The organism is Streptomyces sp. NPDC041713 (assembly GCF_055591085.1).
Genome location: NZ_JBVIZY010000007.1, coordinates 14,958 through 35,359, shown reverse-complemented (window position 1 = coordinate 35,359; position 20,402 = coordinate 14,958). Strand labels below are relative to the sequence as shown.

The window sequence follows — 20,402 nt, the reverse complement described above, 5'->3', positions numbered from 1 at the left end:
GCCACACACCACGTGACCGCCCCGGCACGGACGACTGCCACACACCACCCGGCCGCCCCGGCACGGACGACTGCCACACACCACCCGGCCGCTACCCGCCGGCGCACCGCCCTTCCCCGCCCGCCACCCCCGCCACCCGGTTCGACCGTCACCCCCTCAGGCACCGCCCACCTCCACCCATCAGAGCGGAGCTTGTCGCCCAGCCCTCCCGCACGGTCCCGCAGCGACCAGCAAGGTTGCCTAACGTACAAAGTGCAAGGTCTCACCATCACCGGCCAACCGGGAGGACACCGTGAGCGACAGCGCCAGCACGTGGGTCAGCACCTCTATGCCGTACCTGAAGCCCCGCGAGAACGGCCGGCCCGACGCGTGGAGCGCGGAGGCCGCGGCGCGCGGAGGCAAGGGAACGCAACGCATCGCACACGCGGGCGAGGTCGCGGCGCCGCCGGACGTGGCCGACCTGCTCGGGATCGCGGCCGGGGATCCGGTCGTGGTGCGTCGGCGCATCATCGAACTGGACGGTGAGCCCTGCGAACTGACGGACACCTACTACCCCTGCGACATCGCGCGCGGCACGCCTCTCGCCGAGACGGGCAAGATCCGCGGCGGAGCCGTGACCCTCCTCGCCCGGCTCGGCCACATCGGCGTGCGGGCCCGCGAAGACGTGACCGCCCGCATGCCCGACGCCGACGAACGCGAGATCCTGCACCTGACATCCGATGAACCGGTCCTCCGGCTGAGCCGCGTGACGCTGGACCGCGAAGACAGGCCGGTCCAGGCCGACATGATGGTCATGCCCGCACGCCGCCAACAGCTGCGCTACGAGATCAGGATCGGATGACAGTGCTCCACGGCGATGCCGACGTCACCGACCAGCGCTCCCTGCACGAGCGGCTCGACGCGGACCTCCGCGACGAGATCATGAGCGGCGACCTGGCGGCGGGCGCCAAGCTGCCCTGCGCCCGCACCTCGGTGCCTGCCGTCACATCTCCTCCCTGATCGCTCTCATGTCCCGGCCGCACGCCTGGACGCGCACCATGTGATCGAGCTCCGCGACGCACGGGCCGCACCCGTACACGTCGCCCGCCGCTCCCGGGGTGTGCACGGAACCCACCCACAGCACGCGCACGCCTTCGCGCCGGCAGTACAGCCAACAGGTCCCGACCACCCACGCGTTGCCGTCATCGGTCTGTGCGACGAGCGGCCACGCGTCGCGCCACGGACGCGCGGCGGCCGGATGGAACGTCACCCCTTGCCCTCGTACGCCCCCGACAGCGCGGCGGGCTCCCTCAGCGGCCGCAGTACCGCGTAATCCCCGAAGTTGCGGCGGTAGCGCCGGTGCCGCGTTTCCTGCGTGTGCCTGCGCTGCCACTCCTCGACCGGCTCCGGCGCACCGTACGAGCCGGACTCGGCGCCGCACTCGGTCTCGTCGCCGGACACGCACCGGGCCTCGTACTCCGGCTCCGCCGACTCGTCCTGCTCGATGACGAACGGGACGTAGCGGAACACGCGCCGCGTCACCGTGCCACCCCCTGCCTCCCGCGCACGCCGTCCTTGACGTGCAGGAAGCCACCGGCCCTCTCGATCTCCCGCGCCACCTCGTCGTACTCCTGCGGCACCGGCGAGATCATCGAACGCCACGCGGTGAGAACCGCCCCCGCCTCGCCCCGCTCGATCCCCTCGACGGCCCGCCCGAGCCCGGCACGGCCCTGCGGCGGCAGCAGCCCCGTGCGCTCCTCGACCACCTCCGTGATCTCCCACCCGAACGCCTCGGCATACGCCACGCACTCCTCGCGGGGCGCCGTCATATCCGTACCGGCGGCCCCGGACAGGTAGATCACACAACGGAACCGCTCTATCCTCGCGGCCTCGGCCCGCACGTCGGCCTCGCCCGGCGCGACACCCGCCGCCGCGTCGGCGAGTGCCTGACGCCGCCGCACGTCCCCCTCGGTCCGGCGAGCCGCGTGCGGCTCCTGCCCTTGATCACGTTCGCTGCTGACCATGTGTCCATGGTGTCGGAGCGCTCACGCAGAGTGAAGAGACGGGGAGTCGGATCGGGCGGAGCCACCCCGCCCCGACTCCTACGTCCCGTAGGGCCTACGCGATCAACGGCATGCCGATCAACTCGCTGATGGTCCGCACGCGGGCCGTGGACACCTTCGCGAGGCGCTTGCCGATGACGCCGGGCAGCGCCTGGTGCTTGACCCATTCCGGGGCGTCGAGCGCGACCTCGACGAGGGTCTCCCCCGCCTGGTCGTGCAGGCCGACGGCACACTGGGCGAGGGCGACGTCGAGTTTGTAGCGGTTGCGGGCGAGTTTTGGCATGGAGCCCGGCAGTTGGGTGCGCGAGGCCAAGGTCAACGCCCTGCCGTGGTTCCCGAGCGCCACGGCGATCCCGACGGCTTCCGTGTGCGCCAAGGTCGGGCCGAAGTGCGTGCCGTGCAGCACCACATCGTGTCCGATTCGCGCCGCGGCCGCGTGCGCCTGCGAGAGGTAGTCGTCCGCCGCCGCGGAGTCCCCTAGGCGCGACGCCGCCACGGCCGCGGAGATCATCAGCCGTCCGTATCCGAGCAGTTGCGGGTTGGATGCCTTGCTGAACGACGGCTCGATCCGAAGCGCCGCCCGCTCCGCGACGGCAACCGCGCGGGGGACCTTGGCGCTGCGCAGGTAGATCCACGACAACGTCGATTCGAGGAGCGCGGCCAGCACAGTGTCACCGGAGTCCTCCACCAGGCGTCGCGCGGAGGTGAGCGCGCTCAAGGCGAGGTCACGCTGTCCGAACAGGACCGCCACCGAGGACGCGAACTGGTAGGTACCGGCGAGGAGGGAACCCAGCCGCTCCCGCTCGTGTCCCGTGGCGTGCCCGTACCGGGCGCTCCCTTCGAGCAGGACCTTGGCGACGAGCTCGCTCAGCTCGCCGAAGGCGCCCTGCCAGTAGGCGGCACACATGCGTTCATGGACGATCGACAGCTCCGCGAGGGTGCTCGGCTCCCCGATACCGTCCCAGCCCCCGAGGGCACTGTCATGCACCGCGTCGGACAGCCGCCGCAGCGCCGCACGGGTGCCCTGATTCGTCGCCCGCCGGGGGGCCTGTTGCCCCAGAATCACGGACACGTCCGTGTTCAACGCGTGCGCGAGCCGGAGGAGCGAGCCCACGGACAGCTCACCCCGGTTCTGCTCAGCCTTCTGCACCAGCGCCAGGGACAACCCCGACGCCTCCGCGAGGCCCTGCTGCGTCAGGTCGGAACCCCGCAGATGCTTGATGCGCTTACCAGTTGTCAGGTCGGCCCAGTCGCTCACGGTCACCCCAGTGGGTCTTGCTCGGGCTACTGAACTCCCATGGTAGGCGTCAACTCCCGTACGGCCAGGGCGAACCGCCCCTCCTCACCCCCGCACCTCATAAAGCACCTGCCCCCTCGGCCCGGTGGCCGCCCGTCGCAGCGCCGGGTCGTCCGGCCTGAGGCCGCCGTCACTCGGGTACGCCACGACCCACCGCACCCCGTACCTCCGCAGGATGTCCAGGCGTTCCGTGCGCGGAGTCGACGGCGCGAAGTAGGCGCGTACCGCCGCCACCCGCTCCTCCTGGTCGGGGAGGAAGAAGTCCGGGTAGCCGGGGGCCACCGTGTAGGGGCCGTACGCGGGGATCTGGCGGGACGGGAACGTCTTGGCGAGGACCACGTCGCCGTACCGCACCTGCGGGGTGAGCCAGCGGTAACCCGGCCACGGGGGGCGGTACTTGGCAGCGACCGGCGCCGGAAGCGCGTCGCGCGACACCACGTACCCCAGCGTGCCCGCCTGCGTCCACGCGCCGAGGAGCAGGGCCGCTCCCAGCAGCCAGGCGAACCCGCGCCGCACGCCCGCGCGCCCCGTCCCGAAGACCTCCAGGGCCACCGCCAGCTGCGCCGGGATCAGCGCCGCCGGCAGCACCCTGCCCCACGAGTAGTGGCCGGTCAGCCCGCCCGCCGCGAACATCACCGCGCCGAGCAGGAAGAAGAGAACCAGAGGGTCCCTGCGGTCCCGGCGCCAACGCAGGGCAAGCGCTGGGACGCCCAGCAGCAGGGCGAAACCGAAGTGCGACAGCAGGTGCCGGTAGAGGGAGCGGTGGATCTCCTCCAGGTCGCCCACGCCGAACAGGTCGAAGAAGGAGTAGTACGGCCACGCCAGCAGGACCGCCAGCCCCAGAGCCAGGGCACCTGCCAGCCTCAGCAGCAAGCCACGCGTGGGCCACGGCCGCGCCCCCAGCACCATGGCGAGGCCCCCGAACGACGCGACCACACCGGTGAATTGGTGGCTCAGGAGGATGACCGACCACAGCACGCCGAGCCCGAGGAAGCCGGGCCACCCCGCACCCCGCCGCCCCGCACCCCGCAGGGCCTTCCGCAGCAGCGCCCAGAAGTGGAAGGAGAGGCCGAGCGCGAACGTGCTCGGGTACGAGACCGTCAGGGCAAGGGAGTTGAGGCCGAGAAAGCCGCTCCAGGTGAAGAGGCCGGGGCCCCAGAGGAGCAGCAGGCAGAGCAAGCCGAGCAGGGCCGGCGCGATCGCCCCGCGCCGGTCGGTGAGGGTGCCGACGAAGTGCCGTACCCCCGTCACCAGCAGCGCCAGACCCACGACCGCCGCTCCCCGCAGCACCGCGAAGGCGGACAGGCCGGTGACCTTGGCGAGGCAGCCGAGCAGCAGCGTCCAGGGTGAGTAGTACGGGCTCGGGGTGTCCGCGTCGACCAGGGGGTTGCCCGGGTCGACGAGATCGTGACGCAGGCGTTCGATCGTCGCCGCGTGGATGCCCAGGTCGCCCGCCCAGGGCAGGCGGACGATCACCAGGAGGAGCAGGACGAGGAGGAGGAGAGCCGGGACGGACAACAGGGCGGCGGCCCGCGCGGACGGCCGTATGACCGCGTTAGGGGCGACGCGCATCGTGCTGGAAGACCCACGTCCGGCAGACCAGGAAACGGAACGCCGAGGCCAGGACGATCGAGAGCGCCTTGGCGATGTTCGAGCCGAGCGGCCCGTCCATGCCCGCGCCGCGGTACGCCGCGTAGAACAGGACGCTCTCCATCACCACGCCGATCCCGCTGAAGACGAAGAAGAGCGCGATCTGCCGCTTCGTGCGCGAGGCGCGGTCCCGGTACGTGAAGAAGCGGAAGCCGAGGTAGTTGGTGCACATGGCCACACAGCTGGCCAGCACCGTCGCCGTCATCGGGCCGGAGCCCAGGCCGTGCAGGAGGAGGTTGAAGACGACGAGGTTCACGGCGACGCCGCTGCCGCCGACCAGGCCGAACTTCACCAGCTCGACGCAGAGCGCGCGCAGCCGCGCGAGGGGGAAGCGGGGCGCGGGGGGCGCCACGGGGGTGGCGGGCGGCGCGGTGGCCTGCGGTGTGGTGGCGGGCGCGGGCCGCGTCTCCTGCAAGGTGGGGGCCGTCTCCTGCAGCGTGGGGGGCGTCATCGGCGCGCCCCCGCGCCCCGGTGGCCGGCTCTCGCGCCGAGCCGCAGCTTCCACGGCATGACGATCGACTCCAGCTGCACCATCAGATTCATCTTCGACTCGCCGACCGTGCGGTCCTCGAAGTGGATCGGCACCTCCATGACGCCGAAGCCGCGGCGCACCGCCCGGTACTTCATCTCGACCTGGAAGCTGTAGCCCGCGCTGTCCACCGACGCCAGGTCGATGGCGCGCAGCGTGTCGGCGCGCCACAGGTTGAAGCCGCCGGTGATGTCGCGGACGCGGGTGCCGAGGATGGTGCCCGCGTACGCGTTGGCCCAGCGGGAGAGCAGTTTGCGGTGGGCGCCCCAGGCGTCGGAGAGGGTGCCGCCCTGCACGTACCGGCTGCCGATGACGACGCCCGCGTCGGTGGCGAGGGCGACGCCGAGCAGCTCGGCGGCCTTGGCCACGGGATGGCTGCCGTCGGCGTCCATCTGCAGGACGTAGTGCGCGCCCTCGGCGACTGCCTGCGCCATGCCGGCCGCGTAGGCCCGGCCGAGGCCGTCCTTCTCGGTGCGGTGCAGGACGCTCATGCGGGCGCTGCCGTACCGCTCGGCGAAGCGTTCGGCGATCTGTCCCGTGCCGTCCGGGCTGGAGTCGTCGACGACGAGGAGGCGCAGGCCGGGCAGCGGGAGCGCCATCAGGGCCTCCGCCATGCCGGGCAGGCTGCCCGCTTCGTTGTACGTGGGCATGACGACGGTCAGCGGGGTCGCGGCCCAGTCCTCGGGCAGCCGCTCGGCGAGACCCTCCGCGGTCTCGGGGAGATTCTCCGCGGTCTCGGGAAGGTTCTCCGACGCGCCAGGGGTCTCCGACGCGTCCTTGGGGAGGTTCACGGTCACAGCTCAAGCCCTTCGATGGTCGGCGATGGCGACGTGAGAGAAGAGACGTCCGGCGAGACATCCGGCGACACGGCCAGTGAGACGTCCGGTGACACATCCGGTGACACGTCCGGCGAGAAGCGGAGCGCCCCGTCGGGCAGGACCGCCGCGCACCACACCCGCGCCCCGGTCCGCAGTTCGTTGTCGGCGCCCACCCGCGCGCCGTCCCCGACGACCGCGCCGTCGAGGACGGTACGGCGCCCCACGCGGGCCCCCGCCCCGATCAGGCTCCGGCGGATCCGCGCGCCGGCCGCGACCTCCGCGCCGCCGAGCACGACCGAGCCGTGCACGACCGCGCCGGCCCCGATGCGCGAGCCCGCGCCCACCACGGTGCCGGCGGCGAGCCGGGCGTCCGGGGCGACCTCGGCGCCGGGCAGGACCAGCGACTCGCCGTGCTCCCCGGGCAGCGCGGGCGAGGTGATGACGCCGCGTACGAGGTCGGCGGAGGCCTGGACGAGCGCCTCGGGGCGGCCGAGGTCCAGCCAGTACGTGTCCTCCACCTGCCCGTGCAGATACGCGCCGGAGGCGAGCAGCGCGGGGAAGGTCTCACGCTCCACGGAGACGGCACGGCCGCGCGGGATGGTGTCGATGACGGAGCGCCGGAAGACGTACGCGCCCGCGTTGATCTGGTCGGTGACGATCTCCTCGGCGGTCTGCGGCTTCTCGGTGAAGGCGAGGACGCGCCCGTGCTCGTCGGTCGGTACGAGTCCGAAGGCGCGGGGATCGTCGACGCGCGTCAGATGCAGCGTGACGTCGGCGTCCCGCCGCACGTGGCCGTCGACGAGGCCGCGGATGTCGACGCCGCTGAGGATGTCGCCGTTGAGGACGAGGACGGGCTCGTCACCGGCGCCGGTGAGGCGGGCGGCGGCGTGCCGGATGGCGCCGCCGGTGCCGAGCGGCTCGTCCTCGACGACGTACTCCAGGCGCAGGCCGTATGCGGATCCGTCGCCGAAGTGCGGTTCGAAGACCTCGGCGAGGTAGCAGGTGGCCATCACGACGTGGTCGACGCCGGCGGCCTTCAGGCGCGCGAGCTGGTGCGCGAGGAAGGGGACCCCGGCCGCGGGGACCATCGGCTTCGGCGTGTGGACCGTGACCGGCCGCAGCCGGGTGCCCTGCCCGCCGACCAGCAGAATGGCTTCCGTCATCGCCCTGTCGCGACCTTCCTGCGTTCTTCCTGCGCTGCGGATCTCGTACCGTCGTCAGACAATCTCACCCACCTTAGCCCGAATGTCTGAATTGATGGGGTATGGCGAATCTCATCACCCGTTCCGCGCCACCCGGGCAACCGATCCGCCCGCCGAAGACTCAGGGACGCACAAGGGGGCGCCCCGAGCCGACCGGCTCGGGGCGCCCCCTTGTCGCCTAGCAGAGATCAGGAGTGCGTGCGCAGCAGCGTCCGCATCGTCCGCATCGCCACCGACAGATTCGCCAGGTCGAACGCGTCCGAGCTCTGGATCTCCTCCAGCGTCGTCCGCGCCCGGCTCAGGATCGGCGCGTTCTTCTCCTCCCACGCCTTGAACCGCTCCTCCGGCGTGGCGGCGCCGTTGCCCGCCGCGAGGACGTCCGCCGTCAGCGCGGCGTGCGCCGCGTACAGGTCCTCGCGGATGGACGCGCGGGCCATGGACTGCCAGCGGTCGGCCCGCGGCAGCTCGATGATGCGATCCATGAGCTGGGTGATGGCCAGGCGGTCGGCGAGGTCGTAGTAGACCTCGGCGACGGCCATCGGCTCCTTGCCGGTGCGCTCGGCGACCGCGACGATGTCGAGCGCCGGGAAGGCGGAGGAGAACCCGGCGACGCGCTGGGCGAGCTCGTCGGGGACGCCCGCGCCGGTCAGCTCGTCGCGGATGCCCTGGTACCACTCCTGGTCGGAGCCGCGGAGCAGCCGCGGCAGCTCGGCCCAGACCTCGGCGACGCCCTCGCTGAAGAAGCCGATCGTCTCGGCGAGCTGGAGCGGCTGCGGCCGGTTGTTGAGCAGCCAGCGCGCACCGCGCTCCACCAGGCGGCGCGAGTGCAGCCGGATCCGGGTCTGGACGTCCGCGGCGACGACATTGTCGAGCGCCTCGACCGCGTCCCAGACCTCGCTGAGGCCGAAGATCTCACGGGCGGCCAGCTGGGCCCGCACGATCTCCTCCAGCGAGGCGCCCGTCTCCTCCCGGAGCCGGTGCAGGAAGGTCGAACCGCCGCTGTTCACCGTGTCGTTGACGAGGACGGTGGTGACGATCTCGCGGCGCAGCGCGTGCGCGTCGATCTGCTCGGGGAACCGCTCGCGCAGCGCCTTCGGGAAGTACGCGTGCAGCAGCCGCTGCAGGTACGGGTCGTCGGGCAGCGTCGTGTGGATCAGCTCGTCCGCCGCCGTGATCTTCGTGTACGCGAGGAGCACGGCGAGCTCCGGCTGCGACAGGCCGCGCGAGGAGTTGAGCAGCTCGCGGATCTGCCGGTCGTTCGGCAGGAACTCCAGGCCCCGGTCGAGGTGGCCCTGCTTGCCGAGCCTGCGCATGAAGCGCTGGTGGGCGTGGAGCAGGGACGGCGACTGGGCGACGGCGTTGGCCAGCGCGGTGTTCTGCGCGTAGTTGTTGCGCAGCACCAGGTGGCCGACCTCGTCGGTCATCTCGGCGAGCAGCTTGTTGCGCTGCTTGACGGTCATGTCGCCGTCGGTGACGACCGCGTTGAGCAGGATCTTGATGTTCACCTCGTGGTCGGAGGTGTCCACGCCCGCGCTGTTGTCGATGGCGTCGGTGTTGATCCGGCCGCCCGCGCGCGCGAACTCGATGCGGCCCAGCTGGGTCAGACCGAGGTTGCCGCCCTCGCCGACGACCTTCACGCGCAGGTCCTGGCCGTCCACGCGGATCGCGTCGTTGGCCTTGTCGCCGACGTCCGCGTTGGACTCGGCCGACGACTTCACGTACGTACCGATGCCGCCGTTCCACAGCAGGTCGACCGGCGCCTGCAGGATCGCCTTCATCAGGTCGGCCGGGGTCATCTTGGCGATCTTGCCCTCAATGCCGAGCGCCTCGCGGATCTGCGCGTTCAGCTGGATCGCCTTGGCGCTGCGCGGGAAGATGCCGCCGCCCGCGGAGAGCAGCTCCTTGTCGTAGTCGGCCCAGGAGGAGCGCGGCAGGTCGAAGAGGCGGCGCCGCTCGGCGTACGAGGTGGCGGCGTCCGGCCTCGGGTCGATGAAGATGTGCCGGTGGTCGAAGGCGGCGACCAGGCGGATGTGCTCGGAGAGCAGCATGCCGTTGCCGAACACGTCACCGCTCATGTCGCCGACGCCGACGACCGTGAAGTCCTCGGACTGGGTGTCGGTGCCGAGCTCACGGAAGTGCCGCTTGACGGACTCCCAGGCGCCGCGGGCGGTGATGCCCATGCCCTTGTGGTCGTAGCCGGCCGAGCCGCCGGAGGCGAAGGCGTCGCCGAGCCAGAAGTCGTAGGACTCGGCGACCTGGTTGGCGATGTCGGAGAACGTCGCGGTGCCCTTGTCGGCCGCGACCACCAGGTAGGTGTCGTCCTCGTCGTGGCGCACGACGTCCGCGGGCGGCACGACCTCGCCGGCCACCAGGTTGTCGGTGATGTCGAGCAGCGCCGAGATGAACGTCTTGTAGCAGGCGACGCCTTCCGCCAGCCACGCGTCGCGGTCCTCGGAGGGGTCCGGGAGCTGCTTGGCGACGAAGCCGCCCTTGGCGCCGACCGGCACGATGACGGTGTTCTTCACCATCTGCGCCTTGACCAGGCCGAGGATCTCCGTGCGGAAGTCCTCGCGCCGGTCGGACCAGCGCAGACCGCCGCGCGCGACCTTGCCGAAGCGCAGGTGGACGCCCTCGACGCGGGGCGAGTACACCCAGATCTCGTACGCGGGGCGGGGCGCCGGCAGGTCGGGGATGGCCTGCGGGTCGAACTTCATGGAGACGTAGTTGTGCGGCTTCCCGCTCTCCGTCTTCTGGAAGAAGTTCGTCCGCAGCGTCGCCTTGATGACGGTGAGGAAGGAGCGCAGGATGCGGTCCTCGTCCAGCGAGGCGACCTGGTCGAGCGCGCCGTCCAGCTCCTCCAGGAGCCCGTCGGTCAGCTCGGTGCCGGCGCGCTGGCGGTCCGGCGACATCCGCGCCTCGAAGAGCGAGACGAGCAGCCGGGTGGTGTGGACGTTGTTGAGGAGGGTGTCCTCCATGTAGTCCTGGCTGAACGTCGAGCCGGCCTGGCGCATGTACTTGGCGTAGGCGCGGAGCACCATCGCCTGGCGCCAGTTGAGCCCGGCGCGCAGCACCAGCGAGTTGAACCCGTCGACCTCGGCCGCGCCGGTCCAGGCGGCGGCGAAGGCCTCCTGGAAGCGCTCGCGGCCGTCGTCGCCGAGGTAGTCGCCGTTGCCGTTGGGGGACTTGGGCATGCGGAGACCGAAGTCGTAGATCCACGCGTGCGTACGGTCCGCGCAGCGCAGCTCGTACGGACGCTCGTCGGTGACCTCGACGCCGAGGCGCTGCAGCACGGGCAGGACGGCGGAGAGAGAGACCTGTTCGCCGGTGCGGTAGATCTTGAAGCGGCGCTCGCCGGGCCCGGCGCCGACCGGCTCGTACAGGGAGAGCGCGAAGTCCTGCTCGCTCTGGCCGAGCTGCTCCAGGTGCTGGAGGTCGGCGACGGCGGCGCGCGGCGTGTGGTCGGCCTTGTAGCCCTCGGGGAAGGCGTGGCCGTACCGGCGGATCATCTCGGCGGCGCGCTCCTCGCCGCACTCGGCGGTGAGCGCCTCGGCGAAACCGTCGGCCCAGGAGCGGGCGGCGTCGACGAGGCGTGCCTCGATGCGCTCGACGTCGGCGTCGGAGAGGTCGGGGACCTCGCCGCCCTTGGGCACCCGGACGACGAAGTGGATGCGGGAGAGGATCGACTCGGTGTTCCAGGCGGTGAAGTCGACGCTGGCGCCGTTCAGCTCCTCCTTGAGGATGTCGATGATCCGCAGCCGGACGCCGGTGGTGTAGCGGTCGCGCGGCAGGTAGACGAGCGCGGAGTAGTAGCGCCCGTACTCGTCCTTGCGCAGGTAGAGCCGGAGCCGGCGCCGCTCCTGCAGGTACAGGACGCTGGTGACGATGGACCGCAGCTCGTCCGCCGGGGTCTGGAAGAGCTCGTCGCGCGGGTAGGTCTCCAGGATCTGGAGCAGGTCGCGCCCGTCGTGGCTGTTGGCGGAGAACCCGGCGCCCTTGAGCACCTCGGCGACCTTGCGGCGGATGACGGGCACGCGCCGCACGGACTCGGTGTACGCGGCGGACGAGAAGAGCCCGAGGAAGCGCCGCTCGCCGATGACGTTGCCCTCGGCGTCGAACTTCTTCACGCCGACGTAGTCCAGGTACGAGGGCCGGTGGACGGTGGCCCGGCTGTTGGCCTTGGTCAGGACGAGGAGCCGGTGCTCACGGGCCTTCGCGCGGGCGTCGGCGGGCAGCCGGTTGAAGGACGGGCTGACCGGGTGGTGGTCGTCGCCGTCGTGCTGAGGGTCGGCGCGCAGGACGCCGAGGCCGGTGCCGGGGACGGCGGAGAGCGAGTCGTCGTCCGTGAGGTCGTACTCACGGAAGCCCAGGAAGGTGAAGTGGTTGTCGGCGAGCCAGCGGAGCAGCTCGCGGGCCTCCTCGACCTCCTGGTCGGGCAGGTCGCCGGCGGTGGGCTCGGCGGGCAGCTCGTCGGCGATGCGCAGCGCGGCGTCGCGCATCTTCTCCCAGTCCTCGACGGTCTCGCGGACGTCGGAGAGGATCCGCAGCAGATCGGCGGTGATCTGCTTCAGGTCCGCGCGGTCCGTCTCGCGGTCCATCTCGACGTGGATCCACGACTCGACGAGCGCGTCGTGCGGCAGTTCGGCGCCGGCCTCGCGGCCCAGCACCTCCAGGAGCTTTCCGGTCAGATCACGGCGCACCACGACCTGCGGGTGGATGACGACATGGATCCCGCGCCCCTGCCGGGACAGCTCGTTCGTCACGGAGTCGACGAGGAAGGGCATGTCGTCGGTGACCACCTCGACGACGGAGTGGCTGCAGGTCCAGCCGTTCTCCTCGACCGTCGGGGTGTGGACCCGCACGTTGGCCGTCCCCTGGGGGCGGTTCTCGGCGAGGCGGTAGTGGGAGAAGGCGGCTCCGAAGACGTCGACCGGGTCGCGGTCGGCCAGGTCCTCGGGGGCGGTGTGCAGGTAGTAGCGCTGGAGGAACGCGAGAGCCATGTCCTGGTCCGGCGTGGCCTCGCTCGTCGTCCCGGTCGGGAGGTGTCCCCCGGCCGGGCTGTTCTCAGCTACCCGGGCAGCCCGTGCGAGCAGCTCGGCCTTGGCTTCGTCCAGCTTGGTCTGCATTGTCCTCTGACTCCTGTCGCGCGCCGTTGCGTGACGTAGAAGGAAGTGATGTGCCGTAACGCCGCGGCACGGGGTCTCCGGCCGTCTTCGACGTTATGCCGCGGTGATGGGAGAGCGGACAGCTTTCCGCCATTTTCAGCGGTTCCACTGGCCGATGGCTCGCCCGGCCCGGTCGGCCGCACCGCGAAGAAGCGTCAGCGAGGGCCCGGGCACGGTGGTCCGTGTTCCCCGGGCGCAGGGCGGAGGCGTCCATGCCTCCGCGGGATATCGCGCTGATCACGGGTCAAGGCTATCGCTCCGCACCGGGCAGCCGTCATGAGCCGTATGTGTACAAAAGCAGGGGGCGAACTTTGACAGTCTGCACAGTGCGCCCGCCACGCGGCCCACACCCCTCAGCCGACGAGCCGCTCCGCCACATCCACGGCCTCGGCCAGACTGTCCACGACGGGCACCCCGGCGAGCTCCAGGCTCGCCCGGCTGTGCGATCCGCCGGTGTAGAGCACGGCGCGCGCACCGACGTGCGCGGCGGCGACGGCGTCGTCGAGGGCATCCCCGATCACCACGACCCGGTCGACGTCCACCCCCTCCAGCTCGGCGAGGTGGCGCACCATCCGCTCGGCCTTGCCGTCGTGGGACGCGTCGGTCCGCCCGTCGACGCGTACGAAGTACTCGTGGATGCCGTGCCTGCGCACGATCGGCACCAGGTGCTCGTGCGGGGCGAGCGACAGCAACGACTGCGTACGCCCGTCGGCCCGCCGCCCGGCCAGCAGCTCGGAGGCCCCTTCGGCGAGCGAGCAGGCGTCCACCCGCGTCCAGTAGTGCTTGTGGAAGACGGCGTCCATGACCTGCCACTCGGCGTCGGTCGGCAGCCGCCCCATCAACCGCTCGTAGAACCGGGGCACGGGCACGCAGTACAGATCGCGGTACCGCTCCAACGTGATCGGTTCGAGCCCGAGCTCCGCGAAGGACGCGTTCGTGGCGTCGATCACCGCATGAATGTCATGCAGCAGCGTCCCGTTCCAGTCCCACACGACATGCGCCCCACGCAACCTCTTCATACAAAAACGCTACCTCTCCCCCGGCCCGGGTCGACCGAACGCCATGGAATCCACCGGCTGTCACGCGCGTACGAGACGGGAGGGGACGTGGGGGTATGTGCGCACGGAGCACCGAGCCAGCAATAGCAATGTTGTCCGTGAGGCGTGGCGAACAGTGGATGGCGAGTACGCACATACCCCCCGCGGCCCCGCACCCACAAACGAACCCGAGGCGCAGACGACCGCCCAAGGCCCGAGACCGAGGCGCCCCACCGAAACCCGCTAGCCGATCAACCCAGGAATCTCCTGCGTGGCGAACCACAGCAACTCATGATCCTCGGCCCCGTCCACCACGAACCGCGCATCATCGTCCCCCTGATCCGCCGCCCCCAACGCCGCCGCGGCCGCCGCCACATCCGCCTCGGCGTCCGCCGCATCGACATGCACCGCCGCGGCCTTCCCGAGCGGCAACCCACCCACGAGCCGCACCTCCCCGAGCGCCCCCTGATCGAGCCCACGATCGGGGTCGGCCACCGCATCCCCGTCCGGCACGTCGGCCGCGAGGACGACCCGTCGCCGCGCCACCCCGGCGTCGGGGTCCACCGCGATCAGCCGCAGCGACGCCATCGCGGCCCGGTTCAGCGCCGCGTACTCCAGCTCCTCGATGTCGTCGGAGACGTACCACTCCCGCAGGGCGGGCGTCACGGCGTAGGCGACCAGCGGCCCGGGCCCCAGCTCCCCCGCCTCGTACGCCTCGGCGAGCCGGGGCAGGGTCAGAGGAACGTAGACGCGCATGGCTGACCGCTTTCGTCCGTGTCCGCACGGGCGGACCTCGTGGTCGTGGAAGACCTTCAGGATACGTGCGGGAGTCCCCCATCGAGGTGCCCCCACCACCCCGGACACCGTCAACGCACCTCCACCCCCGTCACCCGGTACGCCCCCGCGCCCACCGCCTCAACGAGGCCCCGCGCCCCCTTGATAGGTGAACCCGGATCCCCCCGCCCACGCCCCCCGCCACCGCTTGCACCCTCCCCCGCCGCCCCCGTACAAGATCCCCAACGAAAGTTACTCCCCGGTACGAGACGGAGGCACCCATGCGCAAGGTGATGACGAGGCCCCGCCCACGCCCGACCGCGACCCGCACCCCCGCGGGCCGCCCCCCGAACCGCCGAGACTCCCGCCGCCCCACGCCCCCGTCCTCCACGCCCCCGTCCCCGTCCCCCACGAGGCCCACCCCCACGGCCACTCCCACCCGGGGCCAAGCAGCCCCCGGAACCCGCCAAACCCCCCGCACGATCCCCGCCCAGCCACCCCCGCACCCCACGGAGGTCTTCGCGGAACGCCTCGTCCTGGTCCTCAGCGGCCAGCGCCCCCTGCACTGGGTGGCCCGGCACATCGCCAACACCGCCTTCGACGACCTGGCCCGGCTCGCCGAGCTCCGCCCCCTCTGCGCGGGCGGCCACCGCCCCACGATCCACCGCATCGGCCACTACCAGCCGCACCCCGAGGCGTACGAGGTCTTCGCACGGGTGGCGACGGGCCCCCGCCTGCGCGCGCTGGCCTTCCGCCTGGCCCTGGGCCCGGACCGCAGATGGCGCTGCACGGCGGTGGAGACGGACCCGAGTGCTTCGTAGAGGCACGCCAAAGGGGCCGGGCAAAAGCCCGGCCCCTTCGAACAACACCTCAAGCCACCGTCACATCACACGGCAACGGCACCACAAGACACCGCCACGTCACAGCGACAGCGCCCCGCAAGACACCGTCACGTCACAGCGACAGCGCCCCGCTACTTCTTCCGGCGCCGCCCGCCCTTCTGAGCCTTGCGCCGCTCCGCGCGGGTCATCCCGTCCGACTCGGACCGGACCCCTTCGCCGTCCGTCGCGAAGTCGCCCTCGTCGACCCCGCCCTCGGCGTTCGGCGCCTGGAAGTGCAGGCGGTCGGGCCGCTGCGGGGCCTCCAGGCCCTTCGCGTGGATCTCCGGCCGGGAGTGCGCGCCCGCCGGCACCGCGTCCTGCGCGCCGTCCTTGGTGAGGGAGGGCGCCGTGTCCTCCAGCGGGACCTCCTCGACCTGCTGCTCGACCTGGACCTCCAGGTTGAACAGGTAGCCGACGGACTCCTCCTTGATGCCGTCCATCATGGCGTTGAACATGTCGAAGCCCTCGCGCTGGTACTCGACCAGCGGGTCCTTCTGCGCCATGGCACGGAGGCCGATGCCCTCCTGGAGGTAGTCCATCTCGTAGAGGTGCTCGCGCCACTTGCGGTCGAGGACCGACAGGACGACCCGGCGCTCCAGCTCCCGCATGATGTCGGAGCCGAGCTGCGCCTCACGCGCCTCGTACTGCTCGTGGATGTCGTCCTTGATGGACTCGGAGATGAACTCGGCGGTCAGACCCGCGCGGTCGCCCGCGTCCTCCTCCAGCTCCTCGACGGTGACCTTGACGGGGTAGAGCTGCTTGAAGGCGCCCCACAGCCGGTCCAGGTCCCACTCCTCGGCGAAGCCCTCGGCGGTCTCCGCGGCGATGTACGCGTCGATGGTGTCGTCCATGAAGTGCGTGATCTGCTCCTGCAGATCCTCGCCCTCCAGGACGCGGCGACGCTCCCCGTAGATGACCTCGCGCTGGCGGTTGAGGACCTCGTCGTACTTGAGGACGTTCTTGCGGGTCTCGAAGTTCTGCTGCTCGACCTGCGACTGCGCGGAGGCGATCGCGCGGGTGACCATCTTGTTCTCGATCGGGACGTCGTCCGGCACGTTGGCCATGGACATTACGCGCTCGACCATCTGCGCCTTGAACAGGCGCATGAGGTCGTCGCCGAGCGAGAGGTAGAACCGGGACTCGCCGGGGTCGCCCTGACGTCCGGAACGACCGCGCAGCTGGTTGTCGATGCGGCGCGACTCGTGCCGCTCGGTGCCGAGGACGTAGAGCCCGCCGAGCTCCTTGACCTCTTCGAACTCCGCCTTGACGGAGCGCTCGGCCTTCTCCATGGCGGCGGGCAGCGCCGCGGCCCACTCCTCGGCGTGCTCGACCGGGTCCAGGCCGCGCTGGCGCAGCTCCGCCTCGGCGAGGTCGTCGGGGTTGCCGCCGAGCTTGATGTCGGTGCCTCGTCCGGCCATGTTGGTGGCGACGGTGACGGCGCCCTTGCGGCCGGCCTGGGCGACGATCGTCGCCTCACGGTCGTGCTGCTTGGCGTTGAGCACCTCGTGCTGCACGCCGCGCTTGGACAGCTGCTGCGAGAGGTACTCCGACTTCTCCACGGAGGTGGTGCCGACCAGGATCGGCTGCCCCTTCTCGTGCTTCTCGGCGATGTCGTCGACCACGGCGGCGAACTTCGCGACCTCGGTGCGGTAGATCAGGTCGGACTGGTCGGCGCGGACCATCGGCCGGTTCGTCGGGATCGGCACGACGCCCAGCTTGTAGATCTGGTGGAACTCGGCGGCCTCGGTCATCGCCGTACCGGTCATGCCGGAGAGGCCGCTGTCGTAGCCCTCGCGCTTGTAGAGGCGGAAGAAGTTCTGGAGGGTGATGGTCGCCAGGGTCTGGTTCTCGTCCTTGATGTCCACCCCTTCCTTCGCCTCGATCGCCTGGTGCATGCCCTCGTTGTAGCGGCGGCCGGCGAGGATACGGCCGGTGTGCTCGTCGACGATCATGACTTCGCCGTCGATGACGACGTAGTCCTTGTCCTTCTTGAAGAGTTCCTTGGCCTTGATGGCGTTGTTGAGGTAGCCGACGAGGGGGGTGTTCACCGACTCGTAGAGGTTGTCGATGCCCAGCCAGTCCTCGACCTTGCTCACGCCGGACTCATGGATGGCGACGGTGCGCTTCTTCTCGTCGACCTCGTAGTCCCCGGTCTCCTCGATGCCCTTGAGCTGGTTGCCGGGCTCACCCTTGGTGAGGCGGGTGACCAGCTTGGCGAAGTCGCCGTACCACTTGGTGGCCTGGTCGGCGGGGCCGGAGATGATCAGCGGCGTACGGGCCTCGTCGACGAGGATCGAGTCGACCTCGTCGACGATCGCGAAGTTGTGGCCGCGCTGGACCAGCTCCTCCTGCGACCACGCCATGTTGTCGCGGAGGTAGTCGAAGCCGAACTCGTTGTTCGTGCCGTACGTGATGTCGCAGTTGTACTGCTCGCGGCGCTGGGCCGGCGTCATGTTGGCCAGGATGCAGCCGACGCTCAGACCCAGGAACTTGTGGACGCGGCCCATCATCTCGGAGTCGCGCTCGGCCAGGTAGTCGTTGACCGTGATGAGGTGGACGCCCTTGCCGGACAGGGCGTTCAGATACGCGGGCAGCGTGCCGACGAGGGTCTTGCCCTCACCGGTCTTCATCTCGGCGACATAGCCCATGTGCAGCGCGGCGCCGCCCATCATCTGGACGTCGTAGTGGCGCTGGCCCAGGACGCGCTTGGCGGCCTCGCGGACGGTCGCGAAGGCTTCGGGCAGGAGGTCGTCGAGCGTCTCGCCGTCGGCGTAACGCTCCTTGTACTCCTCGGTCAGCGCGCGCAGCTCGGCGTCGGAGAGGCTGACGAAGTCCTCTTCGATGGAGTTGACCTGGTCCGCGATGCGGTGCAGCTTGCGCAGGATCTTGCCTTCGCCTGCACGCATGATCTTTGAGAGGACGGACACGGGGGTTGGTCTCCTTGCCGGTCGGGCCTGGCATGGTCGGTTTTACTCGTCGGGCAACGGCCATCGTATGCGAGGACCAGGCTGCCCCGGGAGGTGTGCCATGAGGTCAACGGACGAGGAGCGCCGAAGGTGCCGGGTAGCACCCCCGAGTGCCTCGTGCGAGGTGATCGCGAAAGCTCGTAAAAAGGTGGCTCCGGGCACCTCCGCCCCAGCAGAATCGTGCGATGGAGCCCGTCACCCTCACCACCGAACGTCTGTGCCTGCGCGTCTTCACCCCCGCGGACACGGACGAGACCTACGCCGCCTGTCAGGATCCCGACATCCAGCGCTGGACGACCATCCCGTCGCCGTACGCGCGCGTGGACGCCGAGACCTACATCGAACGCGTGGTGCCGGACGACTGGCGCAACGACCGTGAGTACGCCTTCGCGGTGCGCCCCCGCGAGGGCGGGCCCCTGCTCGCCGCCGCCAGCCTGCACCACCCGCGTTCGGGCGCCTGGGAGGTCGGTTACTGGCTGGCCAAGGAGCACCGGGGCCGCGGCTATATGACGGAGGCCGTGCTGGGGCTCGCGCGGTGGGCGTTCACGGAGCTGCTCTGCACCCGTCTGGAGTGGCGGGCGGAGGTCGGCAACACCGCTTCGCGGGCCGTCGTGGAGCGGGCCGGCTTCACCGTCGAGGGCATGAACCGCGCGGGTCTGCTCAACAAGGGCGTGCTCCGTGACTGCTGGATCGGCGCGCTGCTCCCCTCGGACCTGGACCTGCCGTCGCCGTACCCGTACCTGCCCGCCCGGCACTGAGCCCGCCCAAGTCCCGGGCCAGGCCCAGGCGCACATCCCGCTTCGGGACCAAGTCGCAGGTCCAGGCCCCCTTGTCAGTGCCGCCGCCTATCGTTCACCCCATGACGAGTCTGCCGAGTCCCGCCACCGAACTCTCCGCCGACGAGGCCCGCCGCATCGCCCTGCGCGCCCAGGGTTTCCTCGGCGCCCCGGACCGCAGGTCCAGCGTGCGGGGCGTCCTGCGGCAGCTCGGCGCGGTCCAGCTCGACACGATCTCGGTCCTGGCCCGCTCGCACGAACTGATTCCGTACGCACGGCTGGGCGCCGTGGGCCGCGACACCGTGGAGGCGGCGTACTGGACGCAGACCCACGCCTTCGAGTACTGGTCGCACGCCGCGTGCGTCCTGCCCATCGAGGAGTGGCCGCACTTCGCCTTCCGCCGCCGCGCCTACCGCACCCGCCCGCACTGGCACCACGACCTGACCCCGGGCACGTACGAGCAGGTCATCAAGCAGCTCCGCGCCGAAGGCCCGCTCACCGCCACGGAGTTGGGCGGCGCGAAGAACAAGGGCGAGTGGTGGGACTGGTCCGAGTCGAAGATCGCGGTCGAGCGCGCGCTGATGTACGGCGAGGTGGTGTGCACGGAGCGCCGCTCCTGGAAGCGCGTGTACGACCTGGCGGAGCGCGCCGTCCCGGACGGGCTGCTCCACGACGACCTGGACGACGCGGAGTGCCTGCGCCGCCTGGTCCGCCAGGCCGGCGAGGCGCTGGGCGTCGGCACGCGCACGGACATCGCCGACTACCACCGCATCAAGGGCGAGCAGTTCGACGCGGTGGTCGCCGACTCGGGGCTGGTTCCGGTGACGGTGCAGGGCTGGGAGAAGCCCGCCTGGGCGGACCCGAAGGCGCTGGAGACGACGCCCCGCGGCCGGCACCGCACGACGCTCCTGTCGCCCTTCGACTCGCTGATCTGGGAACGGCCGCGCACCGAGCGGATCTTCGGCTTCACGCACCGCCTAGAGGCGTACGTGCCCAAGCCGAAGCGGATCCACGGCTACTTCGCGATGCCGCTGCTCGCGGGCGGCAGACTGGTCGGCCGCGTCGACCCCGCGCGCGAGGGCCGCACGCTGGTGGCCCGGCAGGTGTCGCTGGACGGCCCGAAGGCGGTGGCCCCGATGGCACAGGCGCTGCTGGAGGCGGCGTCCTGGGTGGGCTGCGATGCCGTACGGGTGGAGCGGGTGGACCGCCCGGAGCTGACGGCGGCACTGACCGCCGCGGTGGCCTAGGGCTCAGGGGCGCCCAGGGCC

General features: G+C 71.0%; 16 protein-coding genes and 1 pseudogene. 5 read left to right on the top strand and 12 right to left on the bottom strand.

What is annotated here, in order from left to right; all coding sequences use genetic code 11:
• The first annotated feature begins 328 nt into the window (after nt 1-328).
• Both ACZ6CV_RS22320 and ACZ6CV_RS22315 read left to right on the top strand, forming a co-directional pair.
• Nucleotides 329-841 carry a GntR family transcriptional regulator gene (locus tag ACZ6CV_RS22320; protein ID WP_469252737.1) on the top strand — a complete coding sequence of 171 codons (513 nt, stop codon included), beginning with the start codon at nt 329-331 and terminating at the stop codon, nt 839-841.
• On the top strand, nt 838-999 hold the full coding sequence (locus ACZ6CV_RS22315) for a hypothetical protein (protein ID WP_469252501.1): 162 nt from the start codon (nt 838-840) through the stop codon (nt 997-999). The genes ACZ6CV_RS22320 and ACZ6CV_RS22315 overlap by 4 nt, the downstream gene beginning before the upstream one ends.
• Here the strand turns inward: ACZ6CV_RS22315 and ACZ6CV_RS22310 are convergent.
• From ACZ6CV_RS22310 to ACZ6CV_RS22260, 11 genes and pseudogenes are all read right to left on the bottom strand, one after another.
• The gene (locus ACZ6CV_RS22310; protein ID WP_469252500.1) at nt 983-1,249 is read right to left on the bottom strand and encodes a hypothetical protein; all 267 of its coding nucleotides are present in this window, start codon (nt 1,247-1,249) and stop codon (nt 983-985) included. The two genes, ACZ6CV_RS22315 and ACZ6CV_RS22310, sit on opposite strands and share 17 nt — an antisense overlap.
• Complete coding sequence (locus tag ACZ6CV_RS22305; protein ID WP_469252499.1) at nt 1,246-1,521, bottom strand: DUF7848 domain-containing protein; 276 nt, start codon at nt 1,519-1,521, stop codon at nt 1,246-1,248. Before ACZ6CV_RS22305 ends, ACZ6CV_RS22310 begins: the two co-directional genes overlap by 4 nt.
• Nucleotides 1,518-2,003, bottom strand: coding sequence for a recombinase family protein (locus ACZ6CV_RS22300; RefSeq protein ID WP_469252498.1), 486 nt, complete (start codon nt 2,001-2,003; stop codon nt 1,518-1,520). The genes ACZ6CV_RS22305 and ACZ6CV_RS22300 overlap by 4 nt, the downstream gene beginning before the upstream one ends.
• Nucleotides 2,004-2,097: 94 nt before the next feature.
• Nucleotides 2,098-3,300 (bottom strand): helix-turn-helix domain-containing protein, encoded by a 1,203-nt coding sequence (locus ACZ6CV_RS22295; RefSeq protein WP_469252497.1) that lies wholly within the window; start codon nt 3,298-3,300, stop codon nt 2,098-2,100.
• An 84-nt stretch (nt 3,301-3,384) separates the two neighbouring features.
• Complete coding sequence (locus ACZ6CV_RS22290; protein WP_469252496.1) at nt 3,385-4,911, bottom strand: hypothetical protein; 1,527 nt, start codon at nt 4,909-4,911, stop codon at nt 3,385-3,387.
• Nucleotides 4,895-5,440: a GtrA family protein gene (locus ACZ6CV_RS22285; RefSeq protein WP_469252495.1), complete on the bottom strand. Its 546-nt coding sequence runs from the start codon at nt 5,438-5,440 to the stop codon at nt 4,895-4,897. The genes ACZ6CV_RS22290 and ACZ6CV_RS22285 overlap by 17 nt, the downstream gene beginning before the upstream one ends.
• Complete coding sequence (locus ACZ6CV_RS22280; protein WP_362369397.1) at nt 5,437-6,168, bottom strand: polyprenol monophosphomannose synthase; 732 nt, start codon at nt 6,166-6,168, stop codon at nt 5,437-5,439. The genes ACZ6CV_RS22285 and ACZ6CV_RS22280 overlap by 4 nt, the downstream gene beginning before the upstream one ends.
• A gap of 254 nt (nt 6,169-6,422) precedes the next feature.
• Nucleotides 6,423-7,499: pseudogene (gene manB, locus ACZ6CV_RS22275) on the bottom strand (mannose-1-phosphate guanylyltransferase); the annotation flags it as partial.
• A gap of 227 nt (nt 7,500-7,726) precedes the next feature.
• Nucleotides 7,727-12,661, bottom strand: a complete 4,935-nt coding sequence (locus ACZ6CV_RS22270; RefSeq protein WP_469252494.1) for an NAD-glutamate dehydrogenase — start codon at nt 12,659-12,661, stop codon at nt 7,727-7,729.
• A 392-nt stretch (nt 12,662-13,053) separates the two neighbouring features.
• Entirely contained in the window at nt 13,054-13,719 is a 666-nt protein-coding gene (locus ACZ6CV_RS22265) for an HAD family hydrolase (RefSeq protein WP_469252493.1), read from the bottom strand.
• 261 nt (nt 13,720-13,980) lie between these two features.
• Nucleotides 13,981-14,493: a DUF6912 family protein gene (locus tag ACZ6CV_RS22260; RefSeq protein WP_469252492.1), complete on the bottom strand. Its 513-nt coding sequence runs from the start codon at nt 14,491-14,493 to the stop codon at nt 13,981-13,983.
• 299 nt (nt 14,494-14,792) lie between these two features.
• On the opposite strand from ACZ6CV_RS22260, the gene ACZ6CV_RS22255 reads away from it, so the two are divergent.
• Nucleotides 14,793-15,332 (top strand): Rv3235 family protein, encoded by a 540-nt coding sequence (locus tag ACZ6CV_RS22255; protein WP_469252491.1) that lies wholly within the window; start codon nt 14,793-14,795, stop codon nt 15,330-15,332.
• Nucleotides 15,333-15,484: 152 nt separating this feature from the next.
• Here ACZ6CV_RS22255 and secA read toward each other — a convergent pair whose 3' ends face one another.
• Nucleotides 15,485-18,319, bottom strand: coding sequence for a preprotein translocase subunit SecA (gene secA / locus ACZ6CV_RS22250; RefSeq protein WP_469252490.1), 2,835 nt, complete (start codon nt 18,317-18,319; stop codon nt 15,485-15,487).
• Nucleotides 18,320-18,543: 224 nt separating this feature from the next.
• Between secA and ACZ6CV_RS22245 the strand changes: the two genes are divergently transcribed.
• Nucleotides 18,544-19,116, top strand: a complete 573-nt coding sequence (locus ACZ6CV_RS22245) for a GNAT family N-acetyltransferase (RefSeq protein WP_469252489.1) — start codon at nt 18,544-18,546, stop codon at nt 19,114-19,116.
• A 101-nt stretch (nt 19,117-19,217) separates the two neighbouring features.
• Entirely contained in the window at nt 19,218-20,381 is a 1,164-nt protein-coding gene (locus ACZ6CV_RS22240) for a winged helix-turn-helix domain-containing protein (protein ID WP_469252488.1), read from the top strand.
• The last annotated feature ends 21 nt before the right edge of the window (nt 20,382-20,402 follow it).

What these genes read in the sequence shown, in the direction of transcription:
- ACZ6CV_RS22320 (WP_469252737.1), top strand. Translation starts at nt 329, where the DNA reads ATGCCGTACCTGAAGCCCCGCGAGAACGGCCGGCCCGACGCGTGGAGC.
- ACZ6CV_RS22315 (WP_469252501.1), top strand. Translation starts at nt 838, where the DNA reads ATGACAGTGCTCCACGGCGATGCCGACGTCACCGACCAGCGCTCCCTG.
- ACZ6CV_RS22300 (WP_469252498.1), bottom strand. Translation starts at nt 2,003, where the DNA reads ATGGTCAGCAGCGAACGTGATCAAGGGCAGGAGCCGCACGCGGCTCGC.
- ACZ6CV_RS22290 (WP_469252496.1), bottom strand. Translation starts at nt 4,911, where the DNA reads ATGCGCGTCGCCCCTAACGCGGTCATACGGCCGTCCGCGCGGGCCGCC.
- ACZ6CV_RS22285 (WP_469252495.1), bottom strand. Translation starts at nt 5,440, where the DNA reads ATGACGCCCCCCACGCTGCAGGAGACGGCCCCCACCTTGCAGGAGACG.
- ACZ6CV_RS22280 (WP_362369397.1), bottom strand. Translation starts at nt 6,168, where the DNA reads ATGCCCACGTACAACGAAGCGGGCAGCCTGCCCGGCATGGCGGAGGCC.
- ACZ6CV_RS22270 (WP_469252494.1), bottom strand. Translation starts at nt 12,661, where the DNA reads ATGCAGACCAAGCTGGACGAAGCCAAGGCCGAGCTGCTCGCACGGGCT.
- ACZ6CV_RS22265 (WP_469252493.1), bottom strand. Translation starts at nt 13,719, where the DNA reads ATGAAGAGGTTGCGTGGGGCGCATGTCGTGTGGGACTGGAACGGGACG.
- ACZ6CV_RS22260 (WP_469252492.1), bottom strand. Translation starts at nt 14,493, where the DNA reads ATGCGCGTCTACGTTCCTCTGACCCTGCCCCGGCTCGCCGAGGCGTAC.
- ACZ6CV_RS22255 (WP_469252491.1), top strand. Translation starts at nt 14,793, where the DNA reads ATGCGCAAGGTGATGACGAGGCCCCGCCCACGCCCGACCGCGACCCGC.
- ACZ6CV_RS22245 (WP_469252489.1), top strand. Translation starts at nt 18,544, where the DNA reads ATGGAGCCCGTCACCCTCACCACCGAACGTCTGTGCCTGCGCGTCTTC.
- ACZ6CV_RS22240 (WP_469252488.1), top strand. Translation starts at nt 19,218, where the DNA reads ATGACGAGTCTGCCGAGTCCCGCCACCGAACTCTCCGCCGACGAGGCC.